The organism is Thalassospira profundimaris, from assembly GCF_003326675.1.
GTDB lineage: Bacteria > Pseudomonadota > Alphaproteobacteria > Rhodospirillales > Thalassospiraceae > Thalassospira > Thalassospira aquimaris.
Genome location: NZ_JPWF01000001.1, coordinates 489,942 through 507,578 on the forward strand (window position 1 = coordinate 489,942; position 17,637 = coordinate 507,578).

The window sequence follows — 17,637 nt, forward strand, 5'->3', positions numbered from 1 at the left end:
TCAGTGAATTGCGCTAGATCAGTTCGGTACGCAATCTGGAATTGTTTATTTTCGTTTGCGATGCGCAGCAAAAAGGCCGGTGCAAGCACCGGCCTTTCTGAATGATATGGGCAGAAGATTATTCTGCTGCTTTGACTTCGGCGCTGTTGCGGATTGCCGCATCGCGAACGTCGTCGGTGACATGTTCTTCGAACTTCGAGAAGTTCTTTTCGAACAGGCCGGTCAGGTTGGCAGCGGCCTTGTCGTAGGCTGCCTTGTCGCTCCAGCTTTCACGCGGATTGAGAACTTCTGCCGGGATGTCGCCGCAGGCGGTCGGATATGCCAGACCGAAATACGGATCAGTCGCGAAATCGGCATTTGCCAGTTCGCCATTCAGAGCCGCGTTCAGAAGACCACGGGTGTATGCGATTTTCATGCGCGAACCAACGCCATAGCCGCCACCGGACCAGCCGGTATTGACCAGCCAGCAATTGGCTTCGTGTTTTTCCATCAGTTCACCAAGAAGCTTGGCGTAAACCGACGGGTGACGCGGCATGAACGGTGCACCAAAGCAAGCCGAGAACGCAGCGGTCGGTTCCTTGACACCTTTTTCGGTGCCGGCAACCTTGGCGGTGTAACCCGACAGGAAGTGATACATCGCCTGTGCCGAGCTAAGTTTTGCGATCGGCGGCAGAACGCCAAACGCATCACAGGTCAGCATGATGATGTTTTTCGGATGACCACCACGGCCGCTTTCCGATGCATTCGGGATGAATTCAATCGGATAGGAAGAGCGGGTGTTTTCGGTGTGACGGGCGTCGTCGAGGTCGAGTTCGCGCGACTGCTTGTTCATCACAACGTTTTCAAGAACGGTGCCGAAACGTTCGGTCGTCGCAAAGATTTCCGGTTCAGCTTCTTTGGAAAGCTTGATCACCTTTGCATAGCAACCGCCTTCGAAGTTGAACACACCGTCTTCGCCCCAACCATGTTCGTCATCACCGATCAGGGTGCGCGACGCATCAGCCGAAAGCGTGGTTTTGCCGGTGCCCGACAGGCCAAAGAAGATGGCGGTGTCGCCGTCTTTGCCCATGTTGGCCGAGCAATGCATCGGCATGACGCCTTTGGCCGGAAGGATATGGTTGAGAACCGAGAAGATCGATTTCTTCATTTCGCCGGCATACCAGGTGCCGCCGATGACGACCATTTTACGCTCGAAGCTGACCATCACGAAAACTTCGGAACGGGTGCCATCCACTTCCGGATCTGCCTGAAGGCCCGGTGCATGAAGGATGGTGAATTCCGGAGCAAAATCGCGAAGTTCTTCTTTCTGCGGCTGAATGAACATGTTGCGCGCAAAAAGGTTATGCCATGCGTTTTCGTTGATCACGCGAACCGGAAGACGGAAACGCGGATCGGAACCGGCAAAGCAATCCTGCACGAAAAGTTCGGTGCCCTGGAAATATGCGCGCACTTTCTGATAGAGGCGCTCAAACACTTCCGGGCTGACAGGGCGGTTTACGTCGCCCCAATCGATATCTGCCTTGGTGCTGTCTTCTTCAACAACGAAACGGTCCAGCGGGGAACGGCCGGTATGTTCGCCGGTCAAGGCGACAAATGCGCCACCTTTGGCAATTTTGCCTTCATTGCGACGGATCGCATGTTCGTAAAGGCCGGCAGCGTCGAGGTTCCAGTGAACGGCGCCAAGGTTTTTGAGGCCATGAGTTTCAAGGCCTACACGGCTGACAACGGGTCCTGATTGCAGCACGAATCTCTCCTGGTGGGAATTAAAAGAGCTGGGGGTTAATATGCTATTCTACACAACAATTTGTGGGAAACCGTTGTGTTGAGACATATTGTTACAAAGGTGTCTTAAAAGCAACCGGTCCTTTTGCCTAATACCTAGGAAAACGTAGCGACTTTTGCGTTTGCGAAAATTACATGTTCAGGGTCGAAGTAATAAATTTTCGGAATACAAATGGTCCGACTTATGTGCGCGAAATTTTGCACATTTCGACCAAAATTTCGCGTGCATCCCCCGGCGTTCGGATGGTGCGCGCAAAGTCGATTCTGATCGATCCGGTATTTGCATCGTTAGCGATCAAAACCATGCCGTCACAGTCGATGGAATGCATCTTCCAGCCCGCTGACGGATCATGGGTGGTGAAGTGCCCAACGATGTCAGCCAGTGCGTCCAGATGATCGGCATTCATGTGACTGATGATGCCGTCGTGACCGGCGATCAGGGGCGAACAATCCTCGACAAGGAATTGATGACTGTTCAGGCGACGTTGCTTGCCAAATCCGCCGACCCAGTAAATGGCGTCGACTTCGATGCGATAAAAAGCAAAGTCGGCGAAATCGGCATATTGGGCGGCATCTGGCTGGGCACGCAAATAGCAGGCGCGTGTTATCGCGGATTCGTCACGCACAGCCCGGCCAAAGACGGTTATTCGGGCGTTGTCCGTTTCTATGATACTTGCCGGACCCGGTGCCGCTGATGGATTGGTGAATAACAAAGATACCCGGTTATCTGCCTGAATGTGGCGGGTATGGTCGGCCAGATCGGAAATCAGCAAGATCGGCGTACCATCAATTCCAATTGCCGGAACAACCATGGAAACCGCCGGCCAACCATCGGCGACCTGTTTGTGATCAGATGCGATGGTCGATAATGCAGCCTGTCTGGCCAAACGGCAGGATTGGCGTAGCGCACTGCTTGCTGAACTGTTCGGGGTGTCGGACATCGGTTTTCCTATCCTGAAAGCAATTCCTGCAAGCTTGACTGATCCCGGGGGCCTTGCGCAAGCAGACAAGATGAGCTGCACTTATGGATAGAGTTGTTTTATGCGTAATCGTGCATAAGTTTATATATGGGCCAGTTCGGACTTAGAGTGATTTCAAGTTCCGGGCCAAGCTGTTTTGCGCATTTGGCTTAGTTTTAATTGGCCTGTTTGCCTTGTTATTAAGCAAAACGGCATACTATATATATGTATATGTTTGGTCGAAATCTCGATACCGTGACAAGTGAGATGATCCTGGCCGAACGTCAGAAATATCGGTGTAGACCGGCTGTTTGCGGACATTTTAACGGCTGAAAGGCCAGATGCCCAAACAGGCCAAAATCATTTGGTTTTTTCCAGACGACTTTCGTCGTTCGATCCGGAAAACGGGCGACACCGGATAACAAGGCGTCCGACATAGAAGCGGACAAGAGTGATCAAAATGCATCAAAGGTTTCTGGACGATTGTGTGTCGGGGAGGATGCTATGGGTCTTGAAGGCGAAAATGACGTTGCAGAAACATCAAATGACGCAGAGAATAAATCGGACCGCAGTTTCGTAGAAAACAGTCTTGTACCCGAGCACAACTGGAAAGTGCTGGTTGTTGACGATGATGTCGACGTGCACGAGGCAACTGAATTTACGCTTTCCAAAGTCAAGATACTCGGCCGTCCGCTTAAGCTTCTGCATGCGGTGAACGCAGAGGAAGCGCTTAATTATCTTAAGCTTGTCCCCAATGTTGCGGTCATTCTTCTGGATGTGGTGATGGAATCACCAGACACCGGTTTACGGTTGGTCAAAGAGTTTCGAGCACTTGGTTTTAGAGAACCCAGGATCATCTTACGCACCGGTTATCCGGGGCTGGCACCGGAAAACCGGGTTATCCAGGACTATGAAGTTGATGATTACTGGTCCAAGGACGAACTGACACGATCCCGGCTGATCACGTCCCTGACCACAGCGATACGGGCCTATGATTATATCCGAACCCTAAGTGCGACCCGCGCCGGATTGGAAATGATCATCGATGGGACCAGACAGCTTTTTGGCAACAAGGATCTGGACCTGTTTACCGAAGGGGTCTTGCGCCAGATTGCCGCCATTTTGCATTTGCGCCCGGAAGGCGCGATTTGTGCGATGGGCAGTTCGGAAACCAATGCCGAGAATATGGTCGTGATGTCGGGTGTTGGCCGTTTCGCCGGGCAGGTCGGGGAATGTATTGCCGACTTGAAAGACATGGATCACGAACTGATTTCACTGTGTGAAAGCAGATATAACGAGCCGGTGATCAACGGCACGCGCATTGGATTGCGCCATAAAAGTGCGACCGGTCGGGAACTTCTTGTCTATTTCGAGCATAATGGTGATCTGACTGATCATGGACTTGTTTTGCTGGAAGTTTTTTCCAGCAACCTTGCGATCTGTTTTGAAAACCTTGCACTGATCAATCAGCTGGGCGAACTGGCATTTCATGACCAGCGCCTTGGTGTTCCGAACCAGAATGCGTTTGATCGTGAATTGCTTGGTCTGAACAGTTCGGATGCCAAGCAGGCCGTTGTCGCAATGCTCAGCATAGAAGATGCGCCTGATCTTGCGGTTGCATTTGGTGTTTCGATGGCGGATGCCCTGATGCTTGCGGTTTATGAACGCCTTGAATGTGTGACGGAAGTCGGTGTTCTGGTTGCCCGTGTCAGCGAATTTATTTTCGGTATTGTCGATGGAACTGGGCATCTTGAAACATCGTCGCTTGAAAAGGTGTTTGACGAGCCGTTTGATGTGATGGGCAACAAGATTACGGTCAAGGCATCAATCGGCGTTGTACGCGGCAATTTGCAGGGGCGTAAAAGTTCTGAGATTCAACGTGCAGCCCGCATAACCCTTTTGAAACAGGAACAGACGGCGCCGGGCGGAACATCCGAATTCCGATCCGAGATGGCCGACGACGTTGAAAATGCCATGCGAATGCGCGGCGATCTTCAGGATGCCTTGAAGGCGCGCGAAATCACCTTTGTATTCCAGCCGAAAATCAATCTGCGTACCGGGGCGGTTGTTGCCAGCGAAGCCCTGTGTCGCTGGAAACATGAAGGGAAAAATATCTCGCCGGGAATCTTCATCCCGATTGCCGAACGTGCGGGACTAAGTGCCGATATCGCATTCCAGTGCCTTGATAGCGTCGTGGAAATGCGGCGGGTTCTTAAGGCTCACGGGTTCTCGCAAATGCGGGTGGCAGTTAATCTTGCCGCCAGTGATGTCAGCAACCTTGAATTCATCAAGGAGCTTATCCGCCAATGTCAAAGCCGCGGTCTGGGCAGTGATGCGGTCAGCTTTGAAATTACCGAAAGCCATGTTTTCACCAGCGAAGATGACGCAACCACGGCCCTGCGAATGCTGGCTGATAATGACTACAAAATCTGGCTTGATGACTTCGGGACTGGTTATTCGTCACTCAGCCATCTGAACCTGTTACCGGTTTCGGGTATCAAGATTGACCAGTCCTTTGTCAAAAACCTGACCATCGAACGTGCACGGGGAAGTGTTGCGGCGTCAGCTGCTGCGATTGCAGAAAATCTGGGGCTTAAGGTCGTTGCCGAGGGGGTTGAAACCCGCGAACAGCATCAAATCGCGCGGTTCCTTGGCATAGACGAAGTGCAGGGCTTCTTTTACAGCCCCGGCCTGACACCACAGGAATTCATCGAATGGTATAAAGGCTGGAATCTGGACGAGGCGCTTAAAGGTGATTGAGAGCCCCGTACAAAAAGCCCCCGGAAATGTACAGGCAAAAAGAATTGCGGAATCCCTGGAAGTCCCATGGTTCAAACTTCGGCAATTCTGGATCGTAAGTGTAAGCCTGTTTGTGGTTGCATCGGCGGTATTTCTGGCCGGGTGGTTTCAATGGCATCAGGCAGAGGCAGATCGTCGGGACGATCTGACATCCAGGCAGTTGCTTGTTGATAGCGAAAACCAGATCATCAATCTGTTGCGCTGGTATGAAACGGCAATTCAAACGGTGAAGCTTTCGGCTTTGCATCCGGCAGTGCGAAATTTTCGTGAAAACCCGGAAGCCACACGCGCCTACTTTAAGGAATTGTCCGGTGTGGTTCGGCGATTTAGCCAATTGCGTATTCTGATGCCGGAAGGGATGGAAGTCATCCGGGTGGATCGTCGTGATACGCATGTGGTTGTGGTTCCCGAAGATCAGTATCAAAACAAGGCAGGCCGATATTACTTTGAGGCATCCCGATTGCTGCATCCGGGACAGGTTTATATCAGTCGGCTTGATCTGAATGTCGAACACGGCAAAATCGAATTCCCGTATCAACCAACGTCGCGTTTGATTACCCCGATTACCACGGCGCAGAACGAGGTTATCGGCTATCTCGCCATCAATCTGGATATGGCCGAGCCACTATCAGATTTCCTGACCATGCAAGATGGCGCGATTGCCAGAGAGTTGCTTAATCGCGAAGGATATTGGTTGGCCGGGGTTTCCGATGATCAGCTTTGGGGCTTTATGCTTGGCGAAAATACGACGCTTGCTGCCAGGGATGCGCAACTTTGGGAAAAAATGAGTGCCGTTGTGCGGCGGGCAACGTTTGAGCACCGCGATCTGCTTTATCATGTCGGTGTTCTGTCGATTGCCGATCTGGCCGAGGCATCAGAACAGGAACTCGTCCTGCCGGATCAGCCCAAGCTTTATGTGGTTAGCAAGGCCAGCAAGTATGACGGGCTTCTTTCAACCCGACCGGCAGATCGTTTTATTTTTGTTGGTGCGATCTTGGCGATTACCTGTTTTTCCATATTGATCGGGTATTTTGCGGCACGTCGCAAACAGGCACAGGACATCCAGCAACGGATTGAAGAAAACCTTGTTTCGGTAAGACGCATGGCGGCACTTGGCCGTATTGTGGCCGGTGTTGCGCATGAAATGCGAACTCCGCTTGGCAATGCCTTGTCAGTCAGTACGACGGTTGTTCACGATATGGATGAAATGATCGTCAATCTTGCCCGCGACGCAGAATACAGTTTGCAAAGTGAGGATATCGAACATCTGCGGCGCGGTATCAGTATTATTCAGAAGAATATTGAACGCACCAGTGTGCTGGTGCGCAACTTCAAGGAAACTGCGACCGATCAGTCCAATCATGTCAGGCGCAACTTTGACATGGCCGAAGTTGCGCATAATCTGGTCGGGACTTTGGCCTCGCAACTGGCAAAAAAAGGGATCGAACTGACACTTTCTGCGCCGGAAACAGCACCGATTGACAGCTATGCCGATGCCATTGAGCAGATCATGTTGTCGTTGATCAATAATGCTGTTCAGCACGCTTTTTACGGGCGCGAAAGCGGCAAGATCGAGCTTGATATCAGCGATTTTGATGAAAAGTTTTACCGATTGGTGGTCTGGGATGACGGGATTGGCATTGATCCCAAGGATCATGAGCGCGTGTTTGAACCGTTCTGGTCAAGTGATTTGCCCGACCGTGGCAGCGGTCTTGGCTTGACCATCGTGTCCAACATTGTTGTCGGGGTCCTGGGGGGTGAAATCACCTTGCAGTCAGAACCCGGTGAAGGGTCCAGCTTTATCATGATGATTCCCAAAGTGGTGCCGGTTACTGAAACAGCCAACCCGTATATCTTTGAGGACGGTCGGAAAAATGGCCGTGATCCCGCGGAAGCATCACGTTCTTCGCATGCGACCGGCTAGGCGATATCAAGATGCCGTATCGTTCGGTTGGGCAATCTGGTTGCGGCGTTTGGCGGCCTTGCTGATAACGCGCTTTTTATTCCCGTCACTGAGCCCCATCCACGCACCGATTTCGTCACCCGTGCGAAAACATCCCATGCAATAGCCCGATTTCGGGTCAAGCACGCAGGTGCCGATACAGGGTGATTTGACAGTCATTTACGGGTCCGGTCAGGTTGATGATGTGGTCGATCATAGAAAGCAGGTTCAGTGTTCATGATCAAGTCAGAGATATCATCTTTAACGAAGGCGCCCATTCCCGGGATGCCGGAAATGGGCCGGTTTGCTTGCCATATCGGGTTCATAAGGGTATAGCCCCTTCCACGTTCTGTTTATGGAGTTGATTTCGCACGCGCCCGAATGTGGCATGGCGTGCGGCACGGAGGAAGATATGCGCGGCTATTTCGGGATTGGAATTGAAGGGGCAAGCAAGCCTTTGAATGTGGGCACCCTGTTTCGTTCCGCCCATGCCTTTGGCGCAAGCTTTGCGTTTACGGTGGATGCGGATTTCCGCGAGGAACGTTCCAACATTACCGACACATCGAAGTCGGGCGAACAGATGCCCTACTATCATTTCCCGGATCATGACAATTTGCTGTTGCCGCAAGGTTGCCGGATGGTCGGGATCGAGCTGACGCCGGATGCGATCGAGCTGCCAAGCTTCAAACATCCGTCGCAGGCGGCCTATATCCTTGGTCCGGAACGCGGAAATCTGTCCGATGAAGCGCAGGAAAAATGCGATTTCATCATCAAGATCCCGATGAGTTTCTGTGTGAATGTCGCGATTGCAGCCAACATCGTGATGTATGATCGCCTGATCAGTCTGGGCCGTTTTGCCCCGCGTCCGGTGCGTGCGGGGGCGCCAACCGAACCCAAACCGGAAGCCCATTATGGTGGCTGGATTTCGCGTACCCGCGAAAAGCGCAAAGGTGACCCGGAAAAATTCCGTCAGGCCCCGCCGCCCGATTATTCGGTGATTGATGGCACGCTTGATGACGATGACGCCTGAGTAACGGGCAATCGATCAAGATCAAAAAAGAAAGCAACGGCCGCGAGGGAGGAGCGCGGCCGTTGCGCTTTGTGATCTGCGCTTTGATGTGCCGTTAAAGGGGGGGGGGCTTTGGCACGGCGCAGATCGGTGCAGGTGTTATGCCGCCCTGATATCGGACTTGATATCTGACGGTGCGTTTTCAGTGTCGTCTTCGGTTTCGGGCAAGGTTCCGTGCGGGTTGCGCAAAAGGTTGGCAATCATCCGCATGCCGACATCGCCCTGAAGGGTCAGAAGACTTTCCGGATGGAATTGTACCGCACTGATCGGAAGGCTGCTGTGACGAATGCCCATGATGACGCCATCATCGCTTCGTGCTGTTACTTTCAGATCCGCGGGTAATTCCGCCGCCTTGGCAAACAGGGAATGATAGCGGCCAACCACGATGTCTTCGGGCAATCCATCAAACAGCGGATCGGTCGTATCAAGTTTCACCTTTGACGGTTTGCCATGCATCGGTGTGACAAGCTGACCCAGTGATCCGCCGAAAAATTCGACAATTCCCTGCAATCCAAGGCAAACACCAAAGACAGGCAAGCCGGCTGCAAGGGCGCGTTCGATGCTGTCGCGCAGATGGTAATCATCGGGACGGCCCGGACCCGGTGACAGGAACACCAGATCGGGTTTGAAATCATCAAACGCCTCGTCCGGGAAGCCGGGACGCAGTGTCAGGGTTTCGGCACCGGTTGCACGGATATAGCTGGCAAGGTTCTGAACAAAGCTGTCTTCATGATCGATCAGAAGAACGCGTTTGCCGATGCCCGAGCTTGCCGGATCAATGGTGATTTCATCCTTGGCATCGCGGGTGACGGCATCAATCATCGCCGATGCCTTAAGAACGGTTTCGGCTTCTTCGGCGTCAGATTCACTATCATACAGCAAGGTGGCACCAGCACGGACCTCGGCGACACCCTGTTTCAGGCGCACGGTCCGAAGCGTCAGGCCGGTATTAAGATCACCATTGCACAGAACCGCACCAATCGCCCCGCCATACCATGCGCGGGCACTGCGTTCGACGGCTTCGATATGTTGCATGGCCGCACGTTTGGGCGCGCCGGTCACGGTAACGGCCCAGCAATGGGTCAGGAAGGCATCAAGTGCATCAAATCCTTCGCGCAGGCGGCCTTCGACATGGTCAACCGTGTGGATCAGACGTGAATACATTTCGATCTGGCGGCGGCCCAGAATGTGGATGCTGCCCGGTTTGCAGACGCGGGCCTTGTCATTGCGGTCGACGTCGGTACACATGGTCAGTTCCGACTCATCCTTGGTCGAATTCAGCAATGTGCGGATGTTTTCGGCATCTTCAATCGCATCGCGACCACGGGCAATCGTGCCCGAAATCGGACAGGTTTCAATGCGCTGCCCCTTTACCCGGACATACATTTCCGGTGACGCACCAATAAGATGTTCACCATCGCCAAGATTGATCAGGAAGCCGTATGGGGCCGGATTGCGGCGTTTAAGACGGCGGAAAATTTCCGATGGTGCGGTGGCGCAAGGGGTTCTGAAAACGCGGCTGGGCACAACTTCAAACAGTTCGCCACGGGCAAAGCGGGGCTTGGTTTCATCGACAATTGCGGCGTACTCGCCGGTTTTCATGTCGTTTTCGACGATGGCATTATTGCCGCGCGACGGCGGGTGGGGCTGAGACGAACGATCAAGGCCAGCCGTGCTGTGACCATCCGGGGTGATGAATTCGTAATCGATGCGGGTGGCGATCCGCGATGCATGGTCAACCGTGATCAGCTGATCAGGCAGGAACAAATGCACGTCCTTGTGATCAGACGGGCGATCCTGGGACAGGTTGATCTGTTCGAAATGAAGCGCGATGTCATAGCCAAAGGCACCATAAAGACCAAGGCGTTCATCGCCTTTGTGCCCGAACAGATCACGCAATGCCCGAACCACGGAAAACAGGCTTGGCTGCTGGCTGCGTTCTTCTTCGGGGAACCAGGATGCCGGTTTTTTGACGACGCCATAAATTCCATCCTCGCCGTCGGTGATGCTTTCGACATGGGAATGGGAACTTAGCGTATCTGAAATCACATCAAGCAGAACACGGCCACGGTCATTCAGCGCCCGCACGGCAAAGCCGCGTTCACGGCCAATGATTTCAAGCGGCGGCGCATCAAAGCCCATATCCCAACGCGAATAACGACCCGGAAACTCATAGCTTGAAGACAGCAGAACACCCTTGGTCTGATCAAGTGCATCAATCAGGCCTTCGGTTGCGTCTTCATAGGCAATGGTGGTCATGCGACGGATAACCGCAACACCGCCATCGGTGGTATAGCGGTATTCGCTGCTTTCTTCGGAAATGCCTGTTTCCTGATGTGGGGTCGTCACGTTCGTTACTCCTGTGTGGGCCTTATGCCGCAGGAGCCATGTGATGATCAGGAAGAAAGGAAGTCTGAAAACACAAAGCCGCCTGCAAGAATGAGGCGGCCGGTATGTTCAGGGCATGTGTATTGGCCGCCCGCTTAAGCGAGCCACCACCAACGATTGGAAATACGGATCGGGTTCATGCCTTGTGTTTTCATGGATCAAACCATGGGGGCAAAAAAGGATGGCGTCAAGACTTTTGCGTTGGCGTGTTGCCGTCTGCTTCTTTCAGCTCCATGTGGAGCGGCAAGTGACAATGCGGACAGGTCAGAATCTCGTCACTTTCACTGCGATGAACATCGCGGATGTCATCAATAACCGATTGTGCCTGTTCGTCACTGATGCCCAATTCTTCCTGATGGGATTTCAATTTGTTGCGCACCCGTTCGGTCAGGCGTCTGCCCATCAACTGACGGGTGGCCTGATGACGGTATTCGTTTTCACGCCGACGCAGTTCGGAGTTAAAGGCAGATGCAAGAATACCGGCGGGAACCGCAACAATCCCGATCCCGGTCAGGGAGATGATACTGGCAAGGAATTTGCCAAAAGGCGTGATCGGAACAGTGTCACCATAACCGACTGTGGCCAATGTGATGACGCTCCAATACAGGGCATCAAGCAGATTGCCGAAATGTTCGGGCTGGGCTTCGTGTTCAGCAACATAAATCGCCCCGGCACTGAAGACCAGCATACAGGCAAGGGCGGCACTGGCGGCACCGAAAATCCCCATTTGCTGGCGGAATACCAGCAACATCAATTCCAGTCCGGTTGAATAGCGGGTGAATTTCAACAGGCGCAGCAGGCGAACAATTCGAACAAAGCGCAAGTCGACAGATGTAAAGAACCACAGGAAAATTGGCAGAATTGCCAAAAGATCGATCAGGGCCATCGGGGTCAGGATATAGCGCAATCGTGCCCAGGGACGGCCGATAAAGCGTTCATCGTCGGGCGATGACCATACACGCAGCCCGTATTCGACCGTGAAGATCAGCGTACAGACGATCTCGATCACAGCAAAAAGCAGATAGTACCGATCCGCGAATTCATCGACCGAGTCAAAGATCACTGCGGTCACATTGATGATAATTGCACTGGCGAGGATCAGATGAACGAAGAGCGACAAACGAGAACTGCGTTCTACGCCGTGCAGAAGTTTATGCGTCTTTGAACGAAGCGTCGGTTTCATGTTGCGATTACTCGATCCGGGCAGTGATTGCGGTGCTGCCCGGTGAGTTTTGCGCCAATCGCTTCAGAAATGGTTAAATTACCAAACGTGAAGGTTCAGTAACCCTTTGCCGCGTGGACAAAATCGGCAATTTTGCGGGCATCCTTGACGCCTTTGGCCTTTTCCACACCCGACGAGACATCAACCCATGGTGCACCGGAAATACGTACGGCTTCTGCGACATTGGCCGGATCAAGGCCACCGGCAAGCATCCAGTTGCTTTTGAAATTCTGGCCGGTCAGAAGCGTCCAGTCGAACGATACGGCGTTACCGCCCGGAAGGATGCTGTCTTTGGGCGGTTTGGCATCGAACAACAGGAAATCGGCAACGCCGTCATAATTTTCCTTGGCGTGTTCGATATCTTCAGCTGTGCTGACCGAGATGGCTTTCATGACTTTCAGGCCGAAGCGTTCCTTGACCTCGGCGACACGTTCCGGGCTTTCCTTGCCATGAAGCTGGATGACATCAAGGTTGCCAGCTTCAATCGCATTTTCAAGCGCCTCGTCACCGGCTTCAACAAACAGGCCGACCTTAAGGATGCTGTTGGGGACCCGTTCAGTCAGGGTCTTGGCACCCTTAAGTGATATGTGGCGCGGGCTTGGTGGAAAGAACACATATCCCAATGCATCTGCCCCGGCACTCATGGCCGCGATAAGGGCGTCTTCGCTGTTGATTCCACAGATTTTGACCATGCAGCTCATCGGGGTATCCTGTCTTGTCGTCACTCTAATTTGCACGGCAAATAATTGCCGGGTCTGAATCCCTTAACAGAAACGCCATCATATCGACAGGATATTTGCGATTTGGCGTGGCTTTCCACTGGCAGGATAATCATTGCTGCGCTATTTTCCCGACCATGAGCAAGCACACAGACCCTGCCGCGGGCGAAAACGGCGAAAACACAACCCACTTCGGGTTTCGGGATGTTCCTGAAAGCCAGAAGGCATCCATGGTGCGCGAGGTTTTCGACACTGTCGCGTCCAAATATGATTTGATGAACGATCTGATGAGCGGCGGTATCCATCGCCTGTGGAAAGATACGTTCATCAACGAATTGAAACCGCGCCCGAACATGAAGCTTCTTGATGTTGCTGGTGGTACTGGCGATATCGCGTTCCGCTTTTTGAAGAATGGCGGTGGTTCGGTCACCGTGTGCGACATCAATTACGAGATGCTGCATGTCGGTCGCGACCGTGCGGCGGATCACGGTCTTTTGAAAAACATCAACTGGACGGTCGGAGATGCGCAGAAATTGCCGCTGCCCGATCATTCGGTGGATGCCTATACGATTGCCTTTGGCATTCGTAACGTGACCCGGATCGAAGAAGCCCTGTCCGAAGCATTCCGTGTGTTGCGTCCGGGTGGAAAATTCCAGTGCCTTGAATTTTCCAAGGTCGTTGTGCCGGGCTTTGACAAGATTTACGATACCTATTCCTTCAAGCTTCTGCCTGAAATCGGTCGTTTCATCGCGGGCAACCGCGAAGCTTATCAGTATCTTGCAGAAAGCATTCGTAAGTTCCCTGATCAGGAAACCTTTGCGTCGATGATCCGCACAGCCGGATTTGAACGGGTAAAATACCGCAACCTGTCTGGTGGTATTGCCGCCATTCATTCAGGTTGGCGGGTTTGAGGTCCTGAACAGATGATCCGGTTTGTCCGAAACAGTTTTCGCCTGCTTGCCATGGCGCGTACTTTGGCGCGACATGATGCTTTGTTCCCGCTTGCGCTTGTGCCGGGTGGCAAGGCCTTGGCATTTTTTGCCCGTCTGACCGCACCGTTTTCCGGGCGTTCCGATTTGCCGCCGGGCCGTCGACTGGCGCGTGCGCTTGAGGAACTTGGTCCGGCATTTATCAAGCTTGGACAAACCCTTGCGACCCGGTCAGATCTGATTGGCGACGATGTTGCCGCCGATCTGTCGACCTTACAGGATCGTCTGCCACCGTTTTCGGCCAAGATTGCCAAACGGATCATCACCGAACAATTGGCCGAACCATTTGATGTTCTGTTTGCCGAGTTTGGTGAAGAGCCGGTCGCGGCAGCGTCAATTGCACAGGTTCATTTTGCAACCACACCTGATGGGCGCGAAGTTGCGGTCAAGGTTCTGCGCCCGGATATTAAGGTACGGTTTGCCCGCGATCTTGATCTGTTTTACTGGGTCGCTGAAATTGTCGAACTGACCCAGCCGCGTTTGCGCCGCCTGAAGCCTGTTGAAACTGTCAAGGCGCTTGAAGACAGCGTGCATCTTGAAATGGATCTTCGGTTTGAGGCCGCAGCAGCATCGGAATTCCGAGATAATTTCGAAAGTGATCCGACCTATTACATCCCGCAGATCGATTGGGAACGGACCGCCGAACATGTGATGACCATGGAACGGGTCAAGGGTGTTCGTATCGACAATGTCGAGGCCCTTGATCGTATGGGGATTGACCGGTCGGCCCTTCTTGCCAAGGCCGCAGGTGCATTTTTCCAGCAGGTTTTCCGCGACGGGTTTTTCCATGCCGATATGCATCCGGGCAACCTGTTTGTCGATGAAACCGGCCGGGTCAGCATTGTCGATTTCGGGATAATGGGGCGCGTGGATCGTCAGACGCGCCTTTATCTGGCCGAGATGCTTCTGGGCTTTTTGACCCGCGATTATCATCGTGTGGCCGAGGTGCATTTCGAAGCGGGTTATGTTCCGCGCAACCAGTCGCTTCAAACCTTCCAGCAGGCCTGCCGATCAATTGGCGAACCGATCTTGGGCAAGGAACTTTCCGACATTTCCGTAGGACGTTTGTTGGGGCAGTTGTTCCAGATTACTGAACAGTTCGGGATGGAAACCCAGCCACAGCTTTTGATGCTTCAGAAAACCATGATCGTTGCCGAGGGACTTTCGCGTATCCTCAGCCCGAACGAGAATATGTGGGAATTGTCACGTCCACTCATTGAAGAATGGATGCGCGAAAATCTGGGCCCGGAAGCCAAGATCAAGGAAGCCACCCTTCAGGCTGGTTCGATGTTACGTCGTTTGCCGCGTGTTCTTGAGGCCGCGGAAAAAGCATCGTCAGTTCTGACCGATCAGGGATTGCGTCTGCATCCGGAAACGGTTGCCGCAATGCGTGGGAAATCCGGCAACAACCAGCGTAAATCAGGCGTGTCGCGCCAGACACTGGTTCTGTGGGTGGCGATCATTGCGTTGGGTATTGCTGTCTATCTGAAATAGGGCTGCCTGCGTCTGTATTGTCGGGGGTATCTGTGACAGGGGACGAAAACAGCATGATCGAGATCAGCACAGATCGAACGCGGATCGACCTTCCCTATTGTTATGCCTTTATCGCTGCTTCCTATTGGTCCGGTGGACGGACGCGCGGCGAATTTGACCGATCCGTCGAAATGTCTTTTCCGGTTGGGGCCTATTGTGATGGCAAACAGGTCGGTTTTGCCCGTGTGGTCAGTGACCAGATTGCCATTGCCTATGTAGCTGATGTGTTTGTCGATCCCGGCTATCGCAGGCGGGGCATCGCGGCAAAGATGCTTGATGCGCTTCATACCCATCCCGAGTTGCAACGTGTGAAACGCTGGATGCTGGCGACACATGATATGCAGCCACTTTATCGTCAGCATGGATACGAAGACCTGAGTGATCTTATGATGATGCGCGTTGACGAAGATGCACAAAAACGCGGTCCGTTGCGTTAAGGCAGGCACCAATTACACAAACAAAACGCCGCCACGGTCAAGCCGGGCGGCGTTTTTGATTGGATATGTTGTTCCGGGTTAGCTGGCGCGTACTTCATCAAGGAAGTTGCCGACCTCACCGCGAAGTGTGCCTGACTGACTGTTAAGCTTGTCAGAGGCGCCAAGAACCTGATGGGCTGCTTCGCCGGTTTGGCGGGCTGCTTCACGCATTTCGTGGATATGGTTGGTCACTTCCTGCGTGCTTTGAACAGCCTGCTGGACCGAGTTGGAAATCTCGGTAGTTGCCTGCCCCTGTTCTTCGACAGCGGCAGCAACTTCAGAGGCAATTTCATTCAGATTGGCAATGATACTGGTGATGCCATCAATGGCACCAACAGCTTCCTGGGTGGACCCCTGAATACCGGAAATCTGGGCTGAAATGTCTTCGGTTGCGCGGGCCGTCTGGTTGGCGAGGTTTTTGACCTCGTTGGCGACCACGGCAAAGCCTTTGCCTGCATCCCCGGCCCGGGCTGCTTCGATGGTGGCGTTGAGGGCGAGAAGGTTGGTCTGTTCGGCAATTGCCTGAATGATCTGGACGACCTCGCCAACTTTCTGGGCCGAAACATCAAGGCCCTGGACCATTTCGTTGACCCGCACGGCTTCGGTGCTGGCATTGGCGGTGATGTTGGATGTTTCGTTCACGCGTGCACTGATGTCACGGATCGAAACGGCCAGTTGTTCGGCTGCGCTGGCAACGGTTTCAACGCTGTGATTGGCCTGCTCAACCGCGGCAACAACGGCCTGCGAGCCGGCTTCGTTCTGTTGAACAGCCGCGACCATTGTTTGGGCAACTTGTTGCATTTCGCCCGAAGCACCCGAAACGCCATCAACAACGCCCATGACGGTTTGCTCAAACCGACCGGCAAGGCCGACCATGGCTTCGCGACGTTTTCTTTCCGAACGTTCGCGTTCCTGTTCGCGTTCGCGGTCAAGCTGGGCAACGCGTTTGGCGTTTTCCTTGAAAATCTCGACCGACGATGCCATTTCCCCGATTTCGTCCTTGCGGCCGACACCGGGAACTTCGACTTCGAGATTGCCATCAACAAGTGATTGCATCGCGCCATTGATCTTGACCATCGGTGTCAGGATTTGCTTGCGCAGGACAATCCAGGTGGCGCCAAGCAAAACAACAAGGATTGCCGCGGCAAGGGCAACCTGAACGATGATGGCTTGCTGAACTTCCGCGTTCACGCGGTCAAGGGACCATGCGGTAATCAGCATGCCACGATACTGATCTTCGTCCCGGCGCTTGGAATATTTGGTGATCGGTGCTGCTACAATTACGGCATTTTCCGAGATGAAGCTGATGACTTCCTTATTTTCCAGCCGCTCAAGATACGGTTCGATCAAAGCCGGAAGATCGTGCTGGCGCAAAGTTTCAGACTGATAGGTGCCAATGGCGTCACCGCCCGGGTTGGCTGCGATCAGCGTGGCAAGCTGGGAACCTTCCTTGTCGGTAATCTTGCGGAATTCTTTTTCAACGGATGCACCGTCCATCGCGATGAAACCGGGCTGGACAGCAGTCGACAGCATTTCGGTTTTTTCGACCGATTCATTATACATGATTTCGATCATGGCTTCGCGTTGCGAAACGGTCTGAATGGTCATCATGGCGCCAAAGCCGACAACCAATAGAGCGACGATAACAAAGATAACTTTTCGTCCGACGGATGCACCGGATCGTTTTGGTTCAGCCATTTATGGTCTCCCACTCCTTCAAAGGCTTTTTAAACGCTTCCCTAGACAATCTGCCATGTTG

The 17,637-nt window shown here is 53.2% G+C and carries 13 protein-coding genes; 6 read left to right on the forward strand and 7 right to left on the reverse strand.

The genetic code is table 11. The annotated features are described in order from the left end of the window. Window positions 1-118 precede the first annotated feature (118 nt). Together TH19_RS02375 and TH19_RS02380 are read right to left on the reverse strand one after the other, a co-directional pair. Window positions 119-1,744, reverse strand: a complete 1,626-nt coding sequence (locus tag TH19_RS02375; RefSeq protein WP_114100690.1) for a phosphoenolpyruvate carboxykinase — start codon at window positions 1,742-1,744, stop codon at window positions 119-121. 220 nt (window positions 1,745-1,964) lie between these two features. Continuing rightward, a complete protein-coding gene (locus tag TH19_RS02380) occupies window positions 1,965-2,723 on the reverse strand; it encodes a HugZ family pyridoxamine 5'-phosphate oxidase (RefSeq protein ID WP_114100691.1) in 759 nt (252 codons plus the stop codon). A 522-nt stretch (window positions 2,724-3,245) separates the two neighbouring features. On the opposite strand from TH19_RS02380, the gene TH19_RS02385 reads away from it, so the two are divergent. Both TH19_RS02385 and TH19_RS02390 read left to right on the forward strand, forming a co-directional pair. Beyond that, window positions 3,246-5,501, forward strand: coding sequence for an EAL domain-containing protein (locus TH19_RS02385; protein ID WP_114100692.1), 2,256 nt, complete (start codon window positions 3,246-3,248; stop codon window positions 5,499-5,501). Then, window positions 5,494-7,464, forward strand: coding sequence for a sensor histidine kinase (locus TH19_RS02390; RefSeq protein WP_114100693.1), 1,971 nt, complete (start codon window positions 5,494-5,496; stop codon window positions 7,462-7,464). Before TH19_RS02385 ends, TH19_RS02390 begins: the two co-directional genes overlap by 8 nt. Window positions 7,465-7,470: 6 nt before the next feature. On the opposite strand, the gene TH19_RS02395 is transcribed toward TH19_RS02390, so the two are convergent. Beyond that, window positions 7,471-7,662, reverse strand: coding sequence for a DUF1289 domain-containing protein (locus TH19_RS02395; RefSeq protein WP_114100694.1), 192 nt, complete (start codon window positions 7,660-7,662; stop codon window positions 7,471-7,473). Between the two features lie 232 nt (window positions 7,663-7,894). Here TH19_RS02395 and TH19_RS02400 point away from each other — a divergent pair, with 232 nt between their 5' ends. Further along, on the forward strand, window positions 7,895-8,512 hold the full coding sequence (locus TH19_RS02400; RefSeq protein ID WP_114100789.1) for an RNA methyltransferase: 618 nt from the start codon (window positions 7,895-7,897) through the stop codon (window positions 8,510-8,512). A 138-nt stretch (window positions 8,513-8,650) separates the two neighbouring features. Here the strand turns inward: TH19_RS02400 and TH19_RS02405 are convergent, their stop codons facing one another. The 3 genes from TH19_RS02405 to TH19_RS02415 all read right to left on the reverse strand — a co-directional run bounded on the left by TH19_RS02405 (window position 8,651) and on the right by TH19_RS02415 (window position 12,862). Continuing rightward, complete coding sequence (locus TH19_RS02405; RefSeq protein WP_114100695.1) at window positions 8,651-10,900, reverse strand: anthranilate synthase component I; 2,250 nt, start codon at window positions 10,898-10,900, stop codon at window positions 8,651-8,653. 226 nt (window positions 10,901-11,126) lie between these two features. Next, complete coding sequence (locus tag TH19_RS02410) at window positions 11,127-12,122, reverse strand: ion transporter (protein ID WP_114100696.1); 996 nt, start codon at window positions 12,120-12,122, stop codon at window positions 11,127-11,129. A gap of 95 nt (window positions 12,123-12,217) precedes the next feature. Then, window positions 12,218-12,862, reverse strand: coding sequence for a phosphoribosylanthranilate isomerase (locus TH19_RS02415; RefSeq protein ID WP_114100697.1), 645 nt, complete (start codon window positions 12,860-12,862; stop codon window positions 12,218-12,220). A 155-nt stretch (window positions 12,863-13,017) separates the two neighbouring features. Here TH19_RS02415 and ubiE point away from each other — a divergent pair, with 155 nt between their 5' ends. Genes ubiE through TH19_RS02430 form a run of 3 tightly spaced genes read left to right on the forward strand, consistent with a single transcriptional unit; the run spans window position 13,018 to window position 15,839 of the window. Then, complete coding sequence (ubiE, locus tag TH19_RS02420; RefSeq protein ID WP_114100698.1) at window positions 13,018-13,791, forward strand: bifunctional demethylmenaquinone methyltransferase/2-methoxy-6-polyprenyl-1,4-benzoquinol methylase UbiE; 774 nt, start codon at window positions 13,018-13,020, stop codon at window positions 13,789-13,791. A gap of 12 nt (window positions 13,792-13,803) precedes the next feature. Beyond that, window positions 13,804-15,363, forward strand: a complete 1,560-nt coding sequence (ubiB, locus tag TH19_RS02425; RefSeq protein WP_114100699.1) for a 2-polyprenylphenol 6-hydroxylase — start codon at window positions 13,804-13,806, stop codon at window positions 15,361-15,363. Window positions 15,364-15,416: 53 nt separating this feature from the next. After that, window positions 15,417-15,839, forward strand: coding sequence for a GNAT family N-acetyltransferase (locus TH19_RS02430; protein ID WP_114100700.1), 423 nt, complete (start codon window positions 15,417-15,419; stop codon window positions 15,837-15,839). 78 nt (window positions 15,840-15,917) lie between these two features. Here the strand turns inward: TH19_RS02430 and TH19_RS02435 are convergent, their stop codons facing one another. Continuing rightward, window positions 15,918-17,576: a methyl-accepting chemotaxis protein gene (locus TH19_RS02435; protein WP_114100701.1), complete on the reverse strand. Its 1,659-nt coding sequence runs from the start codon at window positions 17,574-17,576 to the stop codon at window positions 15,918-15,920. Window positions 17,577-17,637 lie beyond the last annotated feature (61 nt).